The 16945-nt window shown below is 69.5% G+C and carries 18 protein-coding genes; 10 read left to right on the plus strand and 8 right to left on the minus strand.

Going from position 1 to position 16945, the window contains the following annotated elements; all coding sequences use genetic code 11:
* Positions 1 to 12: 12 nt before the first annotated feature.
* Together ACH49X_RS10790 and ACH49X_RS10795 are read right to left on the minus strand one after the other, a co-directional pair.
* Positions 13 to 747, minus strand: coding sequence for a helix-turn-helix domain-containing protein (locus ACH49X_RS10790; protein WP_323124611.1), 735 nt, complete (start codon positions 745 to 747; stop codon positions 13 to 15).
* A 191-nt stretch (positions 748 to 938) separates the two neighbouring features.
* The gene (locus tag ACH49X_RS10795) at positions 939 to 2774 is read right to left on the minus strand and encodes an acyl-CoA dehydrogenase (RefSeq protein ID WP_195080906.1); all 1836 of its coding nucleotides are present in this window, start codon (positions 2772 to 2774) and stop codon (positions 939 to 941) included.
* Between the two features lie 819 nt (positions 2775 to 3593).
* On the opposite strand from ACH49X_RS10795, the gene ACH49X_RS10800 reads away from it, so the two are divergent.
* Positions 3594 to 4184 carry an alpha/beta family hydrolase gene (locus ACH49X_RS10800; RefSeq protein ID WP_195080905.1) on the plus strand — a complete coding sequence of 197 codons (591 nt, stop codon included), beginning with the start codon at positions 3594 to 3596 and terminating at the stop codon, positions 4182 to 4184.
* Between the two features lie 4 nt (positions 4185 to 4188).
* Here the strand turns inward: ACH49X_RS10800 and ACH49X_RS10805 are convergent, their stop codons facing one another.
* The 4 genes from ACH49X_RS10805 to ACH49X_RS10820 all read right to left on the minus strand — a co-directional run bounded on the left by ACH49X_RS10805 (position 4189) and on the right by ACH49X_RS10820 (position 8254).
* Positions 4189 to 4863, minus strand: a complete 675-nt coding sequence (locus ACH49X_RS10805; protein WP_357208925.1) for a class I SAM-dependent methyltransferase — start codon at positions 4861 to 4863, stop codon at positions 4189 to 4191.
* 49 nt (positions 4864 to 4912) lie between these two features.
* Positions 4913 to 6121, minus strand: coding sequence for an erythromycin esterase family protein (locus tag ACH49X_RS10810; RefSeq protein WP_357110447.1), 1209 nt, complete (start codon positions 6119 to 6121; stop codon positions 4913 to 4915).
* A gap of 94 nt (positions 6122 to 6215) precedes the next feature.
* On the minus strand, positions 6216 to 7322 hold the full coding sequence (locus ACH49X_RS10815; protein WP_357110450.1) for a DUF4185 domain-containing protein: 1107 nt from the start codon (positions 7320 to 7322) through the stop codon (positions 6216 to 6218).
* 176 nt (positions 7323 to 7498) lie between these two features.
* Entirely contained in the window at positions 7499 to 8254 is a 756-nt protein-coding gene (locus tag ACH49X_RS10820) for a crotonase/enoyl-CoA hydratase family protein (protein ID WP_195080901.1), read from the minus strand.
* A 117-nt stretch (positions 8255 to 8371) separates the two neighbouring features.
* Here ACH49X_RS10820 and ACH49X_RS10825 point away from each other — a divergent pair, with 117 nt between their 5' ends.
* Genes ACH49X_RS10825 through ACH49X_RS10835 form a run of 3 tightly spaced genes read left to right on the plus strand, consistent with a single transcriptional unit; the run spans position 8372 to position 11303 of the window.
* Positions 8372 to 9901, plus strand: a complete 1530-nt coding sequence (locus ACH49X_RS10825) for an acetyl-CoA acetyltransferase (RefSeq protein ID WP_357208923.1) — start codon at positions 8372 to 8374, stop codon at positions 9899 to 9901.
* Positions 9898 to 10662 (plus strand): crotonase/enoyl-CoA hydratase family protein, encoded by a 765-nt coding sequence (locus ACH49X_RS10830; RefSeq protein WP_195080899.1) that lies wholly within the window; start codon positions 9898 to 9900, stop codon positions 10660 to 10662. Before ACH49X_RS10825 ends, ACH49X_RS10830 begins: the two co-directional genes overlap by 4 nt.
* A gap of 44 nt (positions 10663 to 10706) precedes the next feature.
* A complete protein-coding gene (locus tag ACH49X_RS10835) occupies positions 10707 to 11303 on the plus strand; it encodes a TetR/AcrR family transcriptional regulator (RefSeq protein ID WP_323124680.1) in 597 nt (198 codons plus the stop codon).
* An 8-nt stretch (positions 11304 to 11311) separates the two neighbouring features.
* Here ACH49X_RS10835 and ACH49X_RS10840 read toward each other — a convergent pair whose 3' ends face one another.
* Entirely contained in the window at positions 11312 to 12103 is a 792-nt protein-coding gene (locus ACH49X_RS10840; protein WP_195080897.1) for an alpha/beta fold hydrolase, read from the minus strand.
* Between the two features lie 110 nt (positions 12104 to 12213).
* On the opposite strand from ACH49X_RS10840, the gene ACH49X_RS10845 reads away from it, so the two are divergent.
* The 4 genes from ACH49X_RS10845 to ACH49X_RS10860 all read left to right on the plus strand — a co-directional run bounded on the left by ACH49X_RS10845 (position 12214) and on the right by ACH49X_RS10860 (position 13893).
* Complete coding sequence (locus ACH49X_RS10845) at positions 12214 to 12438, plus strand: hypothetical protein (protein WP_039802891.1); 225 nt, start codon at positions 12214 to 12216, stop codon at positions 12436 to 12438.
* Positions 12425 to 12721, plus strand: a complete 297-nt coding sequence (locus ACH49X_RS10850; protein WP_195080896.1) for a hypothetical protein — start codon at positions 12425 to 12427, stop codon at positions 12719 to 12721. Before ACH49X_RS10845 ends, ACH49X_RS10850 begins: the two co-directional genes overlap by 14 nt.
* 102 nt (positions 12722 to 12823) lie before the next feature.
* Complete coding sequence (locus ACH49X_RS10855) at positions 12824 to 13153, plus strand: hypothetical protein (RefSeq protein WP_357208921.1); 330 nt, start codon at positions 12824 to 12826, stop codon at positions 13151 to 13153.
* Positions 13154 to 13263: 110 nt separating this feature from the next.
* Complete coding sequence (locus ACH49X_RS10860) at positions 13264 to 13893, plus strand: hypothetical protein (protein ID WP_195080895.1); 630 nt, start codon at positions 13264 to 13266, stop codon at positions 13891 to 13893.
* Positions 13894 to 13923: 30 nt separating this feature from the next.
* Here ACH49X_RS10860 and ACH49X_RS10865 read toward each other — a convergent pair whose 3' ends face one another.
* Positions 13924 to 14172, minus strand: coding sequence for a DUF1905 domain-containing protein (locus tag ACH49X_RS10865; RefSeq protein ID WP_195080894.1), 249 nt, complete (start codon positions 14170 to 14172; stop codon positions 13924 to 13926).
* Positions 14173 to 14282: 110 nt separating this feature from the next.
* On the opposite strand from ACH49X_RS10865, the gene ACH49X_RS10870 reads away from it, so the two are divergent.
* Positions 14283 to 15506, plus strand: a complete 1224-nt coding sequence (locus ACH49X_RS10870; RefSeq protein WP_357208919.1) for an acyl-CoA dehydrogenase family protein — start codon at positions 14283 to 14285, stop codon at positions 15504 to 15506.
* On the plus strand, positions 15503 to 16936 hold the full coding sequence (locus tag ACH49X_RS10875; protein ID WP_357208917.1) for an LLM class flavin-dependent oxidoreductase: 1434 nt from the start codon (positions 15503 to 15505) through the stop codon (positions 16934 to 16936). Before ACH49X_RS10870 ends, ACH49X_RS10875 begins: the two co-directional genes overlap by 4 nt.
* The last annotated feature ends 9 nt before the right edge of the window (positions 16937 to 16945 follow it).

The raw sequence follows: 16945 nt of genomic DNA on the forward strand, positions 1-16945 counted from the left end.
CGATGGGTCGGTTCAGCGCGTCGGGCCGACGGTCACCAACCGGTACAGCCACCATGGGCGCTCCGGCAGTTCGGGGCTGTAGACCCGCATGCTCATCGACCGCACCCGTCTCGTGGCGGGGTCGCGCACCTGCAACCGGCGGCGGGGGATGTCCTCGCCGCGCACCTCGGTGGTCCACATGCGATCCCAATCGGGGGAGCGGCGGCAACGCGCGGCGATCTCCTCGACGCGCTCGCGCGGCGCGAGCGGGGACAGGATGCGGAAGGCGTCGACGAGCAGGTGCGCTTCCACCGCCCAGTCCACCATCACCCGCCGGGCCGCCGCGTCGAGGAACATCCACTCCAGCACGTTCCCTCGGGCGACCGCACCCGGGAACGCGCGTTCGTAGGCGGAATTGGCTTCCACGAGATCCTGGGTGGGCATCCGCTGGAAGCACGCCGGGTCGGGCAGGCTGTGCAGGTCGGCCCGGTCATCGGGGGTCGGCACGTCGGGGCCGGGCCCAAAGGCCGCGGAGAAGAAGTCGGGCAGGCTCAGCACGACGATGTGCTTGCGGTACCAGATCGGCACCTCCAGCGCGTCGAACAAGCGTTGCAGCAGGGGCTGATTCGGCGCGACGGCACCCGTTTCGATCTGGTCGAGCACCGCTTCGGTGAGGTCGGCGCGCGCGGCGAGATGGGCGGGTGTCAGCCCCGCGGCGAGGCGTCGTTCGCGCAGATAAGCGCCGATGCCAGTTGCCTTGCGCGTCACCTCGGGCACCTCTGCCGACATTTGTCGCGTCGAACTGTGCGAAGCGGGAGGTTCGGGTTGCCCCCCGGGAGCACGCAATCTACCGGAGAGGATCGGCGTCGAGCGGTGATCGAACGTCACGAATCGACAAATGTAGACGACAACGGCCCGGAGAAGTTCTCCGGGCCGTTGCCGTCACGGTTCGCGAAGCGTCAGAACGCGGCTTCGTCCAGCTCCATGATGTCGTTGTCCAGGTTGGACAGCACCGCGCGGGTGGCGGTCAGCTCCGGCAGGATGTTGCGGGCGAAGAACTGCGCGACCGCGATCTTGCCGTTGTAGAACGCCTCGTCGGCGCCGGTCGCGCCGTTGTCCAAGGCCGCGATGGCGACCTCGGCCTGACGCAGCAGCTGCCAGCCGATGAGCAGGTCACCGACCGAGAGCAGGAACCGAACCGAACCCAGGCCGACCTTGTACAGCTCGCTCGGCTGCTCCTGGGCGCCCATCAGGTGACCGGTGAGCGTGGCGGCCATGGCCTGCACGTCCTCCAGCGCGGTGGCCAGCAGCTTGCGCTCGCCCTTGAGCCGGCCGTTGCCCGCCTCGGAGTCGATGAACTTCTGCACCTGGCCGGCCACGTGGGCCAGCGCGACGCCGCGGTCGCGGGCGATCTTGCGGAAGAAGAAGTCCTGCGCCTGGATCGCGGTGGTGCCCTCGTACAGCGAGTCGATCTTCGCGTCGCGGATGTACTGCTCGATCGGGTAGTCCTGCAGGAAGCCGGAACCGCCGAGGGTCTGCAGCGACTCGGTCAGGTACTGGTAGGCCCGCTCGGAGCCGACGCCCTTGACGATCGGCAGCAGCAGGTCGTTGACCCGCGCGGCCAGATCGGCGTCCGCACCCGAAACCAGCTGCGCGACATCCTCGTTCTGGTGGGCGGCGGTGTACAGGTACACCGCGCGCAGGCCCTCGGCGTACGCCTTCTGGGTGGCCAGCGAACGACGGACGTCCGGGTGGTGGGTGATGGTCACGCGGGGCGCGGCCTTGTCGGTCATCTTGGTCAGGTCGGCGCCCTGGACCCGCTCCTTGGCGTAGTCCCGCGCGTTCAGGTAACCGGTCGACAGGGTCGCGATGGCCTTGGTGCCAACCATCATGCGGGCGTGCTCGATGACCTCGAACATCTGCGCGATGCCGTTGTGCACCTCGCCGACCAGCCAGCCCTTGGCCGGGATGCCGTGGCCGCCGAAGGTGACCTCGCAGGTGGCCGAGACCTTCAGGCCCATCTTGTGCTCGACGTTGGTGACGAAGACGCCGTTGCGCTCGCCCAGCTCACCGGTCTCGTGGTCGAAGTGGAACTTCGGCACGAAGAACAGCGACAGGCCCTTGGTGCCCGGCCCGGCGCCCTCGGGGCGGGCCAGCACCAGGTGCATGATGTTCGGGAACAGGTCGTCGGAGTCGGCGGAGGTGATGAACCGCTTGACGCCCTCGATGTGCCAGGAGCCGTCCTCCTGCTTGATCGCCTTGGTGCGGCCCGCGCCGACGTCGGAGCCCGCGTCGGGCTCGGTCAGCACCATGGTCGCGCCCCAGCCCTGCTCGGCGGCGATCTGCGCCCACTTCTTCTGCTCGTCGGTGGCGTTGTTGTAGAAGATGTTCGCGAAGCCGGGACCGGCGGCGTACATGAAGGCGGCGGGCTGCGCGCCCAGGATCAGTTCGGCGATGGCCCAGTAGGCGGCGCGCGGGATCGGCAGGCCGCCCAGCTCCTCGGCGATGCCCAGCTTGTCCCAGCCGCCGTCCTGCAGGGTGCGGTAGCTCTTCTTGAACGACTCGGGCAGCGTGACCGTGTGGTTCTGCGGGTCGAAGACCGGCGGGTTGCGGTCGGCGTCGGCGAACGACTCACCGAGCGGACCCTCGGCCAGGCGACGCACCTCGTTGAGCATCTCCTTGACCGTGTCGGTGTCGAGATCGCCGTAGGCGCCGCTGTCCAGGATCGACCCGAGGCCGAGAACCTCGAAGAGGTTGAACTCCAGGTCGCGGACGTTGCTCTTGTAGTGACCCATTGTCAGTACTCACTCTCCGTTGAGTTGGTGCGGTCGGTATGGTTGCCGTTCCCGCCCGTTGTTCGCTCCACCGGGGTAGTCGTGCCGGTTTTCCGCATGCTACTCGCGGGTAACTTATGAAACATATTACCGGCCGGTAATGACTGCGCAAAGTGTCAAGCGGCCGAATGTGACGCGTTTTACAGTGTCTGATGGCCGCGACTTCGTCGCGGCGTGTCGCGGCCCCTTTGTGGCTCGCGTCCGAGCGACCGCCGCTGGCGACTTCGTCGCGGACGCGGCGGCCACTCGGACGCGAGCCGGGCCGCGAACGGCGGATGCTCGGTCTCGCTTCGCTCGAAACCTGTGGTCCAGGTGCGCTGGGCGCGTTGGTCGCGGAGCTACTTACCAGGCGCGCGGTGGAAGTGGATGGCTGGCGGCTCGCCGTGGCTGCTGCTCCCTCGTCGCGGATGTGGTGACCCTCGGACGCGGGGCGGGGCGCGTCGGTTTCGGCGAGCGAACCAGGAGGACTCGAGTCGTCGAATCTCGGCACGCACTGTCGTTCGCTGATCAACTGCCCGAGTTGGCGGGGACCGTCGCGCACGGTCTCACCGGCCACTAGCTCCGATCTCGCGCATGAAGTCGAGAGTTCGCACGCTTACGCGCCCAGCGCACCGCCACCACGTCTTTCGAGCGAAGCGAGACCGAGCATCCGCGTTCGCGGCCCGGCTCGCGTTTGCGTGGCCGCCGCGTACGCGACGAAGGAGCAAGCGGCGGTCGCGCAAACGCGAGCCACAAAGGGGCCGCGAACACCCAGCGCCGAAGGCGCTGGAAAATAGAACAGTGCTGATCGAGACGAGTGCCGGGCCGGCTGAGGTCGAGCTCGAACAGCCGCGCAAGCCCGCGTTTCTGCTGGTGCTCACGCATGGCGCCGGGGGTGGGGTGGAGGCGAAGGACCTGCTCGCGGTGCGTGACGCGGCGTTGCGGCTGGGGGGTGGGGTCGCGCGGGTGGTGCAGCCGTATCGGGTTGCCGGGCGGCGGGCGCCTGGGTCGGCGGTGAAGCAGGACGAGGCTTGGCTGGAGGTCGTCGCGCGGTTGCGCGGGCGCAAGCGCATTCCGCTGATCCAGGGTGGGCGCAGCAACGGGGCGCGGGTGGCTTGCCGCACGGCCGTCGCGGCGCGGGTTCGTGGCGTCCTCGCGCTCTCGTTCCCCCTGCATCCGCCCGGTAAGCCGGAGAAGTCCCGGCGGGACGAACTGCTCGCTCCGGGAGACATCGAGGTGGTCGTCGTCAACGGGGCCAACGATCCGTTCGGCATTCCCGATCCGGCCGACGCCGCCGAAGTCCGGGTCATCCCGGGCCAGCCGCACGCGTTCCGCGCCGGCTTCGACTCGATCGCCGAGACCGTGACCCCGTGGCTGGAGCGCTGGTCCTGAGTTCCTACTCGGCCGGGCGGGTGGCGATGACCAGTGCGTCGATGGCGTCGCCCGTCTCGGTGGGCCGGTAGACGCGGTCGGCGATGCGCACCCGCACCTCGTTCGCCGCCGCGAGCGGGCCGAGGTCGGCCACGATGTCGTCGGGAGTGAACAGGATGGACGGGTCCTGCGGCCCGCCGCAGCCATCGGTGATGTTGGTGGTGTCGTGGCCGAGCACGAGCAGGGTGCCTTCCGGCGCCAGCAGTCCGGCCGCCTCGCGGACCAGCACACGGCGCTGCTCGGCGGGCAAATGCAGGAAGACCATCAACACCAGCTCGAACGGCCCGGTGATACCCGCCTCCGCCAGATCGGTGACGTCCGCGCACTGCCAGGTGATGCGACCGCGAACCGAGCGGGACAACCGCGAGGCCACGGTGCGGCCCTTATCGATGCCGACCTGGGAGTAATCGACGGCGTGCACCTGCCAGCCGTGCGTAGCGAGCCACAACGTGTTGCGACCCTCGCCGCACGCCAAGTCCAGAGCGCGCGGGAACTCCGGCGCATCGCCCTCGGGCGTGGCGGCTTGCAGCGGCGCACGGCGTTCCAACCCGTAGACATGCTCCACCACGGTGTTGTTCGGCGGTGCGCCCCAGACCAATTCCGTTTGCGCGTAGCGCTCATCCCAGTCGGCCGCATCCATATTTCGAGTCTATTGATCGCGCGGCCCGCGCCCGGTGGGGTTGCGCGAGTCAGTCCGATACCTGCGAGAGCCAGTGCACCGGCGTGGTCTCCCGCACGTGGATCAGCACGTCGAACGCGTCGATGAGCGAGGAGAGCCGGATGTTGGCCGTGGCGTCGGCGGACGGGTCGTAGACGCCGCTGATAGTGCGCAACTTCGCCGGGCCGGTCAGCCAATCCTGGACCGGTCGCGGCGCCGCGGCGTGCAGATCCACGTAGTAGGCGGGCAATTCGACCTCGCCCAGCGCGGCATCGACCAGGTCGGGTTGCGGATCAGGGGCCACGGCCGCGCCGAGGTCGCCGTGATGGAAGCCGATGCCGACGGACCGGTATCCGTCGCCCAGCTCGGCGCGCAAATGGCTTCCGGCTCCGCGGAACTCGGCCGCGCCGAAGACGATCGGAAGGCTGGTGGTGTGCGCGATGCCGTCCCAGTAGACGATCTTGGCCCCGGTCGAGCGGTGCCATCGCAGCACGGTCTCGGCGGCGGGCCGCTCGTCGCGGGCGAATCCTTGGCTCGCGACGCTCCGGCGGTGGAAGTCGAGGATCAGGCGGGCGTGGGCGAGTGCCGTGGCCCGCTCGCCGGTGTCCGGCACCGCGGCGAGCAGCGCGAGGGCGTCTTCGGCGTGCTCGGCGAACGGGCGGCCGGGGTGGGTGCCCTGATGACGTTGGACATGTTCGTCGACTTGGTGGGCGGTGCGGATCGGCGCGAGGTGCGCCTCGATCGCGGCCAACCGGTCGGGAGCGGCGCGGCGCACGTAGCCGAGCACCGCGTCGTAGTCGCTCGGCTCGGCGCGAGGCGGTTCGACGCCGAAGACGCGCACCGGGTCCTGTGGATGCGCCAGGTTGTAGGCGCGCATCCAGCGCAGCGCGGCTGCCGATTCCGCGGTGCGCCACGGGCGCCAGGCTCCGGCGAGCACCGTTTCGGGATCGCCCTCGCCCGCGGTGACGAACCGGTCCCAGCGTTCGCCGGAACGCGCGCTGTCCTGGATGGCCAGCGCGCGGAAACCGTGCCGTTCGACCAGCGCGCGGAACAGTCGCTCGCGCACGCCGAAGGTCTGCCGGGAGAACCGCGTCGACTCACCGAGCCCGACCACAGTCGCGGGGGCGAGCCGCGCGAGCAAGGCTTCCAGTTCCGTGCCTGCCGCGTCCGGATCGGAACTGTCGATCGCGACGGCGTTGTCGCGCAACCAGGCGCGGACGTCGACGGTGGTGCTGAGCATGGTGCCTCCCGGAAGTGAACGATCCAACGCGATGCAGCCTCATACATGAACCATTGTTGAGGTCAAGCACCGCGTCGGATCGCCGGGTTCCGCGTCACAGCGTCGTGCGCATCAGCAGAACGTTGTACTGGCTGTGCACGGTGGTGAGGAAGTACAGATCGCGCCCGGTCTGGTACGGGAATATGGAAGGCGCGTAGGCGGTGGGCAACTCGCGGGTGTCGATCAGCACTTCGGGCTCACTCCACGGCCCTGCGGGCGCGGACGCGCGCCGCATCACCACGGAATTGAACCGATCGGTGGTCAGCGAAATGTATTGCCCCAGATAGGCGTTGTACATCACCGATAATTCGCCGACGCCGAACATGATGGGCGCCGCGGCATTCACGTCGCCCTTGCGCCACGCGCCGCCGTCCCAGTATTCGTATTCGGCGAGATTGCCGATGTCCTGCGCGCGCACGCGGGCGACATGGGCGGTGTGATTGCGTCCGGACCGCGTGCCGTATTCGTAGATGTATCCGCCGTCGGCGAGGAAGGCGTTCATCTGGAAGTTGGCGTTCCCGCCCTCGTTGGTGCGGCGGGTCTCCGGCAGCTCCGCCCAGGTCTCGCCGTTGTCGCCGGAGACGGCGAGGCCGGAGAAGTTGGTGCTCCACTGACCGACGTCGTCCCAGCTCTTCACCGACATCAGGCTCATGTATTGCACACCGTCGACGGCGATGCCCGCGGTGGGGATCCGGCTGATCTCCAGGAAGGGAATCTTCGGGCTGGCGATCAGATCGCGGGCCTGACCGAACATGTCGCGCACCACGCTGTCGAAGAAGATGCCATCGGCCGGATCGGTGGTGTGGCTGCGCAGCAGGATATTGCTGCGCCACGCCCACATGCTGCCCGCGAGCAGATTGGGGAACCCGACGCCGGCGGTGTCACCGAACGCGGTGAGCATTTCGCCGTGCCCGTTGTCCCACATGATGCCGAGATCGGTGCCGAGAACGTTGTAGGACTGGGTGTTGTTCGGGCTGGCCATGCCGGTCACCTGGAAGACCGCCTTGGTGCGGCCGAGCAGATTGGGCAAACCCGTGGTGCCGTTGAGCACCGGGATCGGATTGATGGCGTTCGGGTTCGCGATGGCGGGGGTAGAGGCCGTGAAGAGCAGAACCGAGGCGCCCGCCAGCGCCGATAGCAGGAAGGATGCGGTCTTGATCACTGTCTGTGAGCCCTCCGGTTTCTTCCCGAGAGCGGTGCGAAACACGGACGTCCCGCGATACACAGACCCTTCGCAGTGTGCCGCGCACCACTAGTCGACTGGCTGGCAAATCGTGCAAATGGTAGCAGCGGAACCGGGCGCGCGGAGGCTTCTCGCGCAGAATAGCAAATTCGTAGCTATTGTTCGGTGCGGCGGCTGCGCGCCTTGCGGAGAATCAGGGGAAGTTGGGTCGCGCGTTCGATGGCGAGGGTTCGCCGGGTGGATGCTCCCCACGACTTCTCGAAGAGTCGCTTGGCGGCGGCGACCGCGTGCGGTGGCCGCGTCGCGAGGCGGTCGGCGAGTTTCTCGGCCTCCGCGACCGGGTCCGGCGTCAGGTCGGTGACCAAGCCGATCCGCGCGGCGTGGTTTGCGTCGACGAGGTCGGCGGTCATGGTGAGCAGGAGGGCTTTGTCCATGCCGATCAGTCTGGATAACGTTGCGGCGCCGGTCATATCGGGAATCAGGCCGTGCTTGGCCTCCATGACGGAGAACTCGGCGTCGGGGGTGGCGAAACGGACGTCGGCGGCGAGCGCGAGTTGCAGGCCGCCGCCGTAGCAGCGCCCGTGCACCGCGGCGATCACCGGCACGGGCAGGCGGCGCCATGCCCAGCACGCCTCTTGGAAGGCGTTGGTGCCGCGCCAGGGGAGCGGCACGAAGTTCCGCACGATTGCCAGTGGATTGCTCATCGCTGCGGCGATGTCCAGTCCGCTGCTGAAGCTGGGGCCGTTGCCGGACAAGATGACCGCGCGCACCTCGCTTCGACGGGCCACCAGCTTCGCGCTGGCAACCAGGTCGTGGAGCATGTCGATGGTCAGGCCGTTGTGCTTGTCCGGCCGGTCCAGCGTGACGTACGCGCGGTGGTCGTCGAACCGCACTGCGATGTGGGTGCCCATGGCCGAATCTTACTCGTGAGTCAGTTCTGCGGCGCGCGCTGTTGCCGTCGTCCCCGGCCTCTGTTCTAATCGGACCCGAGTTACCGTCAATGCTGACGGTTATGGAGCGGAGGACGCATGCTGCCAGCCGGAATGGACCCGAGGACGCCGGTGCTCGTCGGCGCGGGGCAGGTCGTACACCGACCGGGTGAGCCGGGTTTGCCCGGCCCCGTCGAACTCGCTGCCGAATCCCTGCGCCGCGCGGGCGCCGACAGCGGCGTCGGAGACCGATTGCTGCGCTCGGCCGATCTGATCGCCGCCGTCGCCCCGGTCAGCCGCCCCTACGGTGATCTTGGCGCGCTCGTCGCGGCCGAGCTGGGCGTCAGCCCGAAAAGGACCGTGCAGTCGGTGCGTTTCGGCGGCGACGCGCCGCAGCGGCTGCTCAACGTGGTCGCGCAGGCCATCGCCGACGGCCGCTCGGAGGTCGCCCTGCTCACCGGAGCCGAAGCGGTGTACTCCGGTAACACCGCCGCCCGCTCCGGCGCGGCGGTGAACTGGCCCGAGCAGCCGGAAGGCGCGGCTCCCGACGAGATCATCGGCTCCGATCGCGGGCCGAACTCCGAGATGGAGACCGCCGCGGGCCTGTGGGGCCCGGTGTACTTCTACGCGCTGATGGAGACCGCCCTGCGCCGCAGGCTCGGGTCGAGCGAAGCCGCGCACCGGGAGCGGATCGGCGGACTGTGGTCGCGGCTGTCGGAGATCGCCGCGCGCAATCCGTACGCGTGGCAGCCCGCCGCGCAATCCGCCGCCGAACTCGTGACGCCCGCGCCGGCCAACCGGATGGTGTCGACGCCGTATCCCAAGCTGCTGGTCGCGAACCTGACCGTGGACTTGGGCGCCGGGCTCGTCCTGTGCAGCGCGGCGGCTGCCGACGCCGCCGGTGTGCCGCGGGAGCGGTGGGTGTTCCCGCACGCGGGCGCCACCGCCACCGACGAGTGGTTCGTCTCCGAGCGAGCGGACATGTCCCGCTCGCCCGCGATCGCCGCGGCGGGCGCGGCGGCGCTGGGCGCGGCGGGGATCGCGATCGACGATGTCGCGCACGTCGACCTGTACTCCTGCTTCCCCGTGGCGGTGCAGATCGCCGCCGAGGAACTCGGCCTGCCCATCGACGATCCGGCCCGGCCGCTGTCGGTCACCGGCGGTCTCACCTTCGCGGGCGGGCCGGGCAACAACTACACGACGCATTCGATCGCGACGCTGTCGGGCATTCTGCGCGCGGACCCCGGCGCATACGGCCTGGCGACGGCGCTCGGCTGGTACAGCACCAAGCACGGCGTCGGGGTGTATTCGACCGAGCCGCCGCGGCGGCTGTTCCGTGCGATCGAGGCGCAGGTGCCCGCGGCGCGGCGGGAACCGGCGCCCGGATACACCGGTCCCGCCACGGTCGAGGCGTACACCGTCGCCTACCGCAAAGGTTCCGCGCCGGAGCGTGCCGACGAGCCGGAAGCCGTTGTGGTGAGCGCACTGACGCCCGAGGGGACCCGCATACTGGTCCGGGCGTCGGATGACGGCACCCTCGCGGCGTTCACCGCGGGCGACCCGCTCGGCGCGGACGCCGAGATCGCCGCGGACACGTTCACCCTGCTCACCGAGAGGAGCGCCCGATGAACGACTCGGTCCTGATCGAGCGGCGCGAGGCCATCACCGTGCTGACGGTCAACCGTCCCGAGGCGCGCAACGCGATCAACCTCGCCACCGCGCAGGCCATCGAGGCCGCCGTCGACGAGTTCGAGGCCGACCAGGCGGCGCGCGTGCTGGTACTCACCGGCGCGGGCGGAACCTTCAGCGCCGGAATGGATCTCGTCGCCGCGTCGAAAGGCGAGATGCCGATGACGCAGCGCAGGGGCCCGCTCGGCATCACGGCGAAGCCACCGGCGAAACCGATGATCTCCGCGGTCGAGGGCTTCGCGCTGGCCGGTGGTTTCGAGCTGGCGCTCGCGGGTGACCTCATCGTCGCCGCGCGCGACGCGCAGTTCGGCATTCCCGAGGTCAAACGCGGCCTGGTGGCCGCGGGCGGTGGCGTGCTGCGCCTGACCCAGCGGTTGCCGCGCAGCACCGCCGCCGAGCTCGCCCTCACCGGAGGACGGATCGGCGCCGAGCGGCTCTACCAGCTCGGTCTGGTCAACCGGGTCACCGATCCCGGCGCTGCGCTGTCGGTGGCGCTGGAACTCGCCGCCGAGATCGTCGCCGCCGCACCGCTCGCGGTGGCCGCGAGCAAGCGCATCATCGACGAGTCGCCGGACTGGCCCGTCGCGGAGGGGTTCGCGAAGCAGGGCGAGATCGCCTTGCCCGCTCTGATCTCCAAGGACGCCGCCGAAGGCGCTCTGGCGTTCGCGCAGAAGCGCGAGCCCCAGTGGCAGGGCCGCTGACGGCGGGACATGTCCGGCAGCCGCAGGCGCAGCGCAGGGAGCGCATGCGCACACGGCTGCTGGACGCCGCGGTGGAGAGCCTGGTCGAGGTCGGTTACGCGGGCACGACCACGCTCGAGGTGCAGAAGCGGGCGGGTGTGCCGCGCGGAACGTTGCAGCACTATTTCCCGACCAGGGCCGACCTGCTGGCCGGCGCCGTCGAGCATGTGGCGCGTCGTCGATTCGACCAGCTGACCAGCGAATTCGAGGCGATCCCCGACGACGCGGACCGACTGGAGACGGCCGTCGAACTGACCATGCGGATGCTCAGCGGCCCGTCGTTCTGGGCGGCGCTGGAGATGTGGGTCGGCGCGCGGACCGACCCGGAGCTGCGCGCGGCGTTCCTGCCGCTGGAGGTTCGCCTGTTCGAGCTGATGCACACCAGCATTCGCGACAGTTTCCGGCGCGAATTCCCGGACGATCCCCGGGTGCCGACGATCACCGAGTTCACCATCGAGATCATGACCGGCCTGGCCCTGCGCGTGCTGCTCACCGGCGACTTGTCCCGCAACCGGCTGCTGCGGCATCGGTGGGGCAACGCTGTGCGCGTCCTGCTCGGCACGGCCTGCGCGGACACGTTGCTCGACCCGCCCGCCGACTGAACCGGGCGCTACCGCACCCGGGTGATCGTCTCGAGCAGCACTTGGGCGCACCCGGCCGGGTCGTCGAAGAACGGCGTGTGCCCGCTGCCGCGCAGCGTGACGTGCTCGGCGTCCGGCAGCACGCTGCGCGCCTTGCGGCTCTGCGTCGCGTAGGTGAGCAGGATGTCGCGGCTGCCCCAGGCTATGGTCACCGGGATGTCGGCCAGCGAGCCGAGTTCCGGTAGCCGGACGTCGGTGAACGAGGCGATGGCCTCATCGAAGCCCGCGGCGTCCGCCGCGCCGAGAGCGGTCTCCAGCGCCACCTTCGCATCCAGCGCCCACGGCTTGCCGAAGACCAGCGAGAGGAAGAGGGTCCGGCCCGCGGCGGTGCCGAGGACGGACGGCAGCGCGGGCCGCAGCTTGCGCGCCAGCGCCCGCGACTTGCCCAGCGACTGCTGGCACCACACGCGTCCCGCCGTGTCCCAGAACCCGATCGGGGAGTAGGCGGTCACCGAGCGAGCCAGCCCGCGAGCGCCCAGCTCCAGCGTGATCAGCCCGCCCATCGAGTTGCCCGCGAGATGCGGCTGTTCGATCCCTTGCGCGGCGAGGAATTCGGCGAGCGCGTCGGTGAGGTTGGGCACCGTGTTGTGCGCGAGCGGCTGCGTCGAACCGCCGAAGCCGGGCAGGTCGACGGCGATCACCTCGTACGACGTGGCCAGTGTGTCGATGATCGGCTCCCACACCTGCCACCGGCTTCCGACCCCGTGTACCAGCACGAGCGGGTCACCCGCGCCGACGCGGTGATGGTGCAACGTCGTCATGCGGCAACCCTAACAGCAGTCACCTGTCATCAGTTGGGATCGCGGGGTCGTTCGGCCGGTCGCCGCCGAGGGCTGGCGCCGGGGCCCGCAGCGTCGGTACGATAATTGGTATGGCAACGCGTAAGGTCACCCTTTCGCTGGACGAAGCCGCTTGGTCGTATGCCGAACAGGCGGCCGCTCGAGCGGGAATGTCGCCGTCGGCTTGGATCTCGAAGGCCGCGCGACGGGAGGCCGTGCGCACGGGGGTGGGTCCGGTGCCGGATGTGACCGCCGAGGCCGCCGCGGACGCGGCCGAGCTGGCGGCCGCCGAGGAGGCGATGCGTGCGTCGGGGTGAACTGTGGATCTACAACCCGCATGGTTCGCCGCGTCGCCGCACGGTCGTGCTCATCAGCAGTGACGGCATCAATGAATCGCCACGCCCCTGGCTCATCGCGGCCGAGGTGATCGAGGACGATCCGCGCGACATCCTCGCGGTTCCGGTGCAGGAACACGGCTGGGTGCACGCGGGCAACATCGGGCGCATCTTCCGCGGTTGGCTGGCCGAACGGGTGGACGTGGTGGACACCGAGACGCTGGAACGGCTCGACACCGCGTTGCGCGCGGCGATGGACCTGTAGCGAACTTGCCGCCCGTGGCTACCGCCGAACGCCGGACGGCATTATGGTGACCACGCCACCGACAGTGGTCAGTCGAGGAAGAGGAGTCAGGTGCGGATCTGCATGATCGCCGCGGCGCTGATCGCGCTGCCGGCGCTCGCGGCATGCGGCAGCGACAAGGACACGGCGGCGCCCACGGTGACGCAGGCCGATCTCGCCAAATCGCTGCAGGACAAGGGCCTCAAGAACAAGCAACTGGCCGAATGCGCCGCGAAGGTGTTCGTCGACCAGGGCATCTCGCAGGCCGGACTGCGGATCATGATCAGCGACGAGTACGACACCAAGTCGCCCAACCAGGAAACGCTGGGGATGAGCAAAGAGGACGCGGACAAGGCGCGCGCCGCCAGCGGTCGCATCGCCAGCGAGTGCATGTCGGCGGCCCAGACGCGTTGAGCTCCTGGGCCCGGCGGCGCGGTCGGCCTTTCGCGTAGCGAGGCGGTGCGGCAGACCGTACGCTGTCGCTACGTCGACGCGGGTGTCGACCAGAAGCCGAGGATCCGACCGTGTCACAGCCGTCTTTTCCGACCTCGCCGAGCCCGGTGGGATCCCCTGCGACGCAACCGATCACCCCGTCCGGCCGCTGGTTCGCGCTGGGTGGTGTATTGATCGGCGTCGGCATCATCGGCGGGATCATCCTCGGCGCTTTCGGCTTCCTGCAGACCTCGGGCCGGATCGACGACTTCCAGCGGGTCAAGGTGCCCGGCTCCGGGGTGGTGAACTTGGCGGAGTCCGGTGGCTACACCGTGTACCTCGAGTACTCGGGGGCATCGTCCCGTGGACCCTCCGGCACGGTCAACCTGCGAGTGCTCGATCCAGAGGGCAAGCATGCGGAGTTGCGGAAGTACGACGCGACCGTCACGTATTCCTTCGGTAGTCACGAAGGACGGGCCGGGTTCTCGTTCGATGCCGCGAAGCCGGGCGCCTACCGCGTGACCACAGCGGGTAGTTCCGAGGTGACGGTCGCCATCGGCCAGGGGCTCGGCTCGTCGTTCGTCGGCACCCTGCTCGGCGCGCTCGCTCTGGGCTTCGGCGGTGTGGTGCTCGGCGTGCTGGTGATCGTGGTGGTGGCGGTCAAGCGAAGTGCGAACAGGCGCGAAGGCGCGGGATTCCCGGGACAGCCGGTCGGATATTGAACGGCGCGGACGCATCCCTGGCCGCGCGCATCACAGCGCGACGGTGAGTTCGATGCGCGCGGCCGATCCGGCCTCGAGCCCCTCCGCGACCCGCACCGCTTTCTTCATCGGCAGGACATAGGTCGCTCGCGACTTGTCCGGAAACAGCGAAGTGGACCACCGGGAACCGCCGACGACCACATGCACCCGCACCGCGCCGAATCCGCCGGAGCGATGCGCGTACCGCTCCTCGATCTCATCGGCCACGTCCTCGGGCAGCGAGACGAAATGCTTCCGCACGGCTACGAACTTGGCTCGCGCGGCGACGGCATCTCCGCGCGTCGGCGACTATTTCGATCGCGCTGCGCGCAACCCGTGAGCGACCGGCCGCGGTGCGCGATGGTGGGCTGATGACGACCACCGAGGCGAAATCCACCACCGATGCCGAACTGGATGCGATCTTCGGCCCGATCTTCGACCGGATCGCCCAGGGAGCCGTGACCCGAGAAATCGACCGCACGCTGCCCTACGACGAGGTCGGACTGCTGCGCGCGGCGAAATTCGGCGCGCTGCGCGTTCCGGTCGAGTTCGGCGGCTACGGCGTCACGGTTCGGCAGCTGTTCCGGTTGCTCATCGAACTCGCCGCCGCGGAATCGAATCTGCCGCAGGCGCTGCGGGTGCACTTCTCGTTCGTCGAGGACCAACTGCTGGCGGAGGAGGGGCCCGAGCGGGAGCGCTGGCTGCGCGCGGTGGCCGAGGGCACGCTGGTGGGCAACGCGATCACCGAACCCGGTGCGGGCGCGGTTGACCGCTACCGCACCACGCTGACCCGCGACGGCGAGCGTTGGCTGCTCAACGGTGTGAAGTACTACAGCACGGGCTCGCTGTACGCCGACTACATTCTGGCCGCCGCCGACCGCGAGGGCGAGCGCGTCGGGGTGCTGGTGGACGCGAACGCCGAGGGAGTGCGCCAGCACGACGACTGGGACGGCTTCGGCCAGCGGCTGACCGCCAGCGGGACAACGGAATTCACCGATGTGGCGGTGACCGAGGACCGCATTCTCGGCCCGGGCTACGGCGCGCCCGGCCCGACCTATGCGACCTCCTACCTGCAACTGGTCCAGCTCGCGGTGCTGGCGGGTATCGCCAAGCGCGCCGAACGCGACGTCCGGGAGTGGGTCGCGGCGCGCACCCGCGGCTACACGCACTCCGCCGCCGACCTGCCGCGGCACGATCCGCTGGTGCAACAGGTGATCGGGCGGCTGTCGGCCGCCGCGTTCGCCGCCGAAGCCAGCGTGCTCGCCGTCGCCGATGTGCTCGACGGGGTGCTCGCGGGCGGCGCGAAGGACGAGAGTGCGGTAGTGGCGGCCGAACTCGCGGCGGCTCGGGCGCAGCTGGCCGTCATCGAGCTGGTGCTGCCCGCCACCTCGCTGCTGTTCGAAGTGGGTGGCGCTTCGGTCGTTTCCGAAAAGCTGCGGTTGGACCGGCACTGGCGCAACGCCCGCACCATCTCGGTGCACAACCCTGCGATCCAGAAGGCGCGGGCGATCGGCGACCACCTGCTCAACGGCGCCGATCTGCCGTTCGCGTGGAGCGCGGGCGAACGCACCCCGGGCGCGGGAGATGCGCGGTGACCCGCCGGATCCGGTTCAACGCCTTCGACATGAACTGCGTCGCCCACCAGTCCCCCGGACTGTGGCGGCATCCCGACGACCAGTCGCACCGCTACAAGGAACTGGGCTACTGGACCGAGCTGGCGCAGCTGCTGGAACGCGGCCGCTTCGACGGCATCTTCATCGCCGACGTCCTGGGCACCTACGACGTCTACGGCGGCAACGACATCGCCGCGCTGCGCCAGGGGGCGCAGATCCCGGTGGCCGACCCGCTGCTGCTGGTCTCGGCCATGGCGGCGGTGACAGAGCATCTCGGGTTCGGCATCACCACCGGCACCGGATTCGAGCACCCGTACCCGTTCGCGCGGCGGCTGTCCACGCTGGACCATCTGACCAACGGCAGGCTCGGCTGGAATGTGGTGACCGGCTATCTGCCGTCGGCCGCGCGCAATTTCGGCGCCGCGGACCAGCTCGACCACGACGAACGCTACAACCAGGCCGACGAGTACCTCGAGGTGCTCTACAAGCTGTGGGAAGGGTCGTGGGAGGACGACGCGGTGGTCCGCGACGCGGCCGCGGGCGTCTACGTGGACCCGGCCAAGGTGCACCACATCGGCCATCGCGGCACGCACTACACGGTGCCCGGCATCCACCTCTCGGAGCCGTCGCCGCAACGCACGCCGGTGATCTACCAGGCGGGAGCGTCGCCGCGCGGGGTGCGGTTCGCGGCCGAGAACGCCGAGGCGATCTTCATCGCCGGTCCGTCCAAACGGGTCCTCGCGCAGACGGTTTCCCGGATCAGGGACGCGCTGGAGGCGGCGGGCCGTTCCCGGGACGCGGCGCGCGTCTACGCGCTCGCGACGATCGTCACCGACGCGACCGACGAGGCGGCGCGGCGCAAGCACGAGGAGTATCTGTCCTACGCGAGCGTCGAAGGCGGGCTGGTGTTCATGTCCGGCTGGATGGGCATCGATCTGTCCAGCTACGACCTCGACGACCCGATCGGCCAAGTCGAGAGCAACGCGATCCGGTCGGCAGTCGCGGCGTTCCAGGAATTCGATGACGACGGGCGGGAATGGACCGTCCGCGACATCGGCAAGTGGGCCGGTATCGGCGGTATGGGACCGGTGTTCGTCGGTTCCGGGGAGACGGTCGCCGACCTGCTCCAGGAGTGGGCCGCCGAAACCGACTTGGACGGCTTCAATCTGGCTTACGCGATCACACCGGGAACGTTCGAGGACATCGTCCGGCACGTGGTGCCGGTGCTGACCGCCCGAGGCGCGTACGCCCCGGAGTACACGCCGGGCACACTGCGCAACGCCCTGTTCGGCGCGGGGGATCGATTGCCCGCCGACCACCGTGGCGCGAGCTACCGGCTGGGCGGTACGGGATCGACGGCTGTGCCGGACGCCGTCTCGCGGCCGGGAGCGACGGTCGAGGCGAACTCCTGACGTGCTCGG

Origin of the sequence: Nocardia sp. NPDC019323, from assembly GCF_044389845.1 — a bacterium.
Taxonomy (GTDB): Bacteria; Actinomycetota; Actinomycetes; order Mycobacteriales; family Mycobacteriaceae; genus Nocardia; species Nocardia implantans.

Excerpts from the sequence above, each read along its gene's own strand:
- ACH49X_RS10795 (WP_195080906.1), bottom strand. The coding sequence starts at position 2,774 with ATGGGTCACTACAAGAGCAACGTCCGCGACCTGGAGTTCAACCTCTTC.
- ACH49X_RS10805 (WP_357208925.1), bottom strand. The coding sequence starts at position 4,863 with ATGGATGCGGCCGACTGGGATGAGCGCTACGCGCAAACGGAATTGGTC.
- ACH49X_RS10810 (WP_357110447.1), bottom strand. The coding sequence starts at position 6,121 with ATGCTCAGCACCACCGTCGACGTCCGCGCCTGGTTGCGCGACAACGCC.
- ACH49X_RS10820 (WP_195080901.1), bottom strand. The coding sequence starts at position 8,254 with ATGGGCACCCACATCGCAGTGCGGTTCGACGACCACCGCGCGTACGTC.
- ACH49X_RS10825 (WP_357208923.1), top strand. The coding sequence starts at position 8,372 with ATGCTGCCAGCCGGAATGGACCCGAGGACGCCGGTGCTCGTCGGCGCG.
- ACH49X_RS10830 (WP_195080899.1), top strand. The coding sequence starts at position 9,898 with ATGAACGACTCGGTCCTGATCGAGCGGCGCGAGGCCATCACCGTGCTG.
- ACH49X_RS10835 (WP_323124680.1), top strand. The coding sequence starts at position 10,707 with ATGCGCACACGGCTGCTGGACGCCGCGGTGGAGAGCCTGGTCGAGGTC.
- ACH49X_RS10840 (WP_195080897.1), bottom strand. The coding sequence starts at position 12,103 with ATGACGACGTTGCACCATCACCGCGTCGGCGCGGGTGACCCGCTCGTG.
- ACH49X_RS10845 (WP_039802891.1), top strand. The coding sequence starts at position 12,214 with ATGGCAACGCGTAAGGTCACCCTTTCGCTGGACGAAGCCGCTTGGTCG.
- ACH49X_RS10855 (WP_357208921.1), top strand. The coding sequence starts at position 12,824 with ATGATCGCCGCGGCGCTGATCGCGCTGCCGGCGCTCGCGGCATGCGGC.
- ACH49X_RS10870 (WP_357208919.1), top strand. The coding sequence starts at position 14,283 with ATGACGACCACCGAGGCGAAATCCACCACCGATGCCGAACTGGATGCG.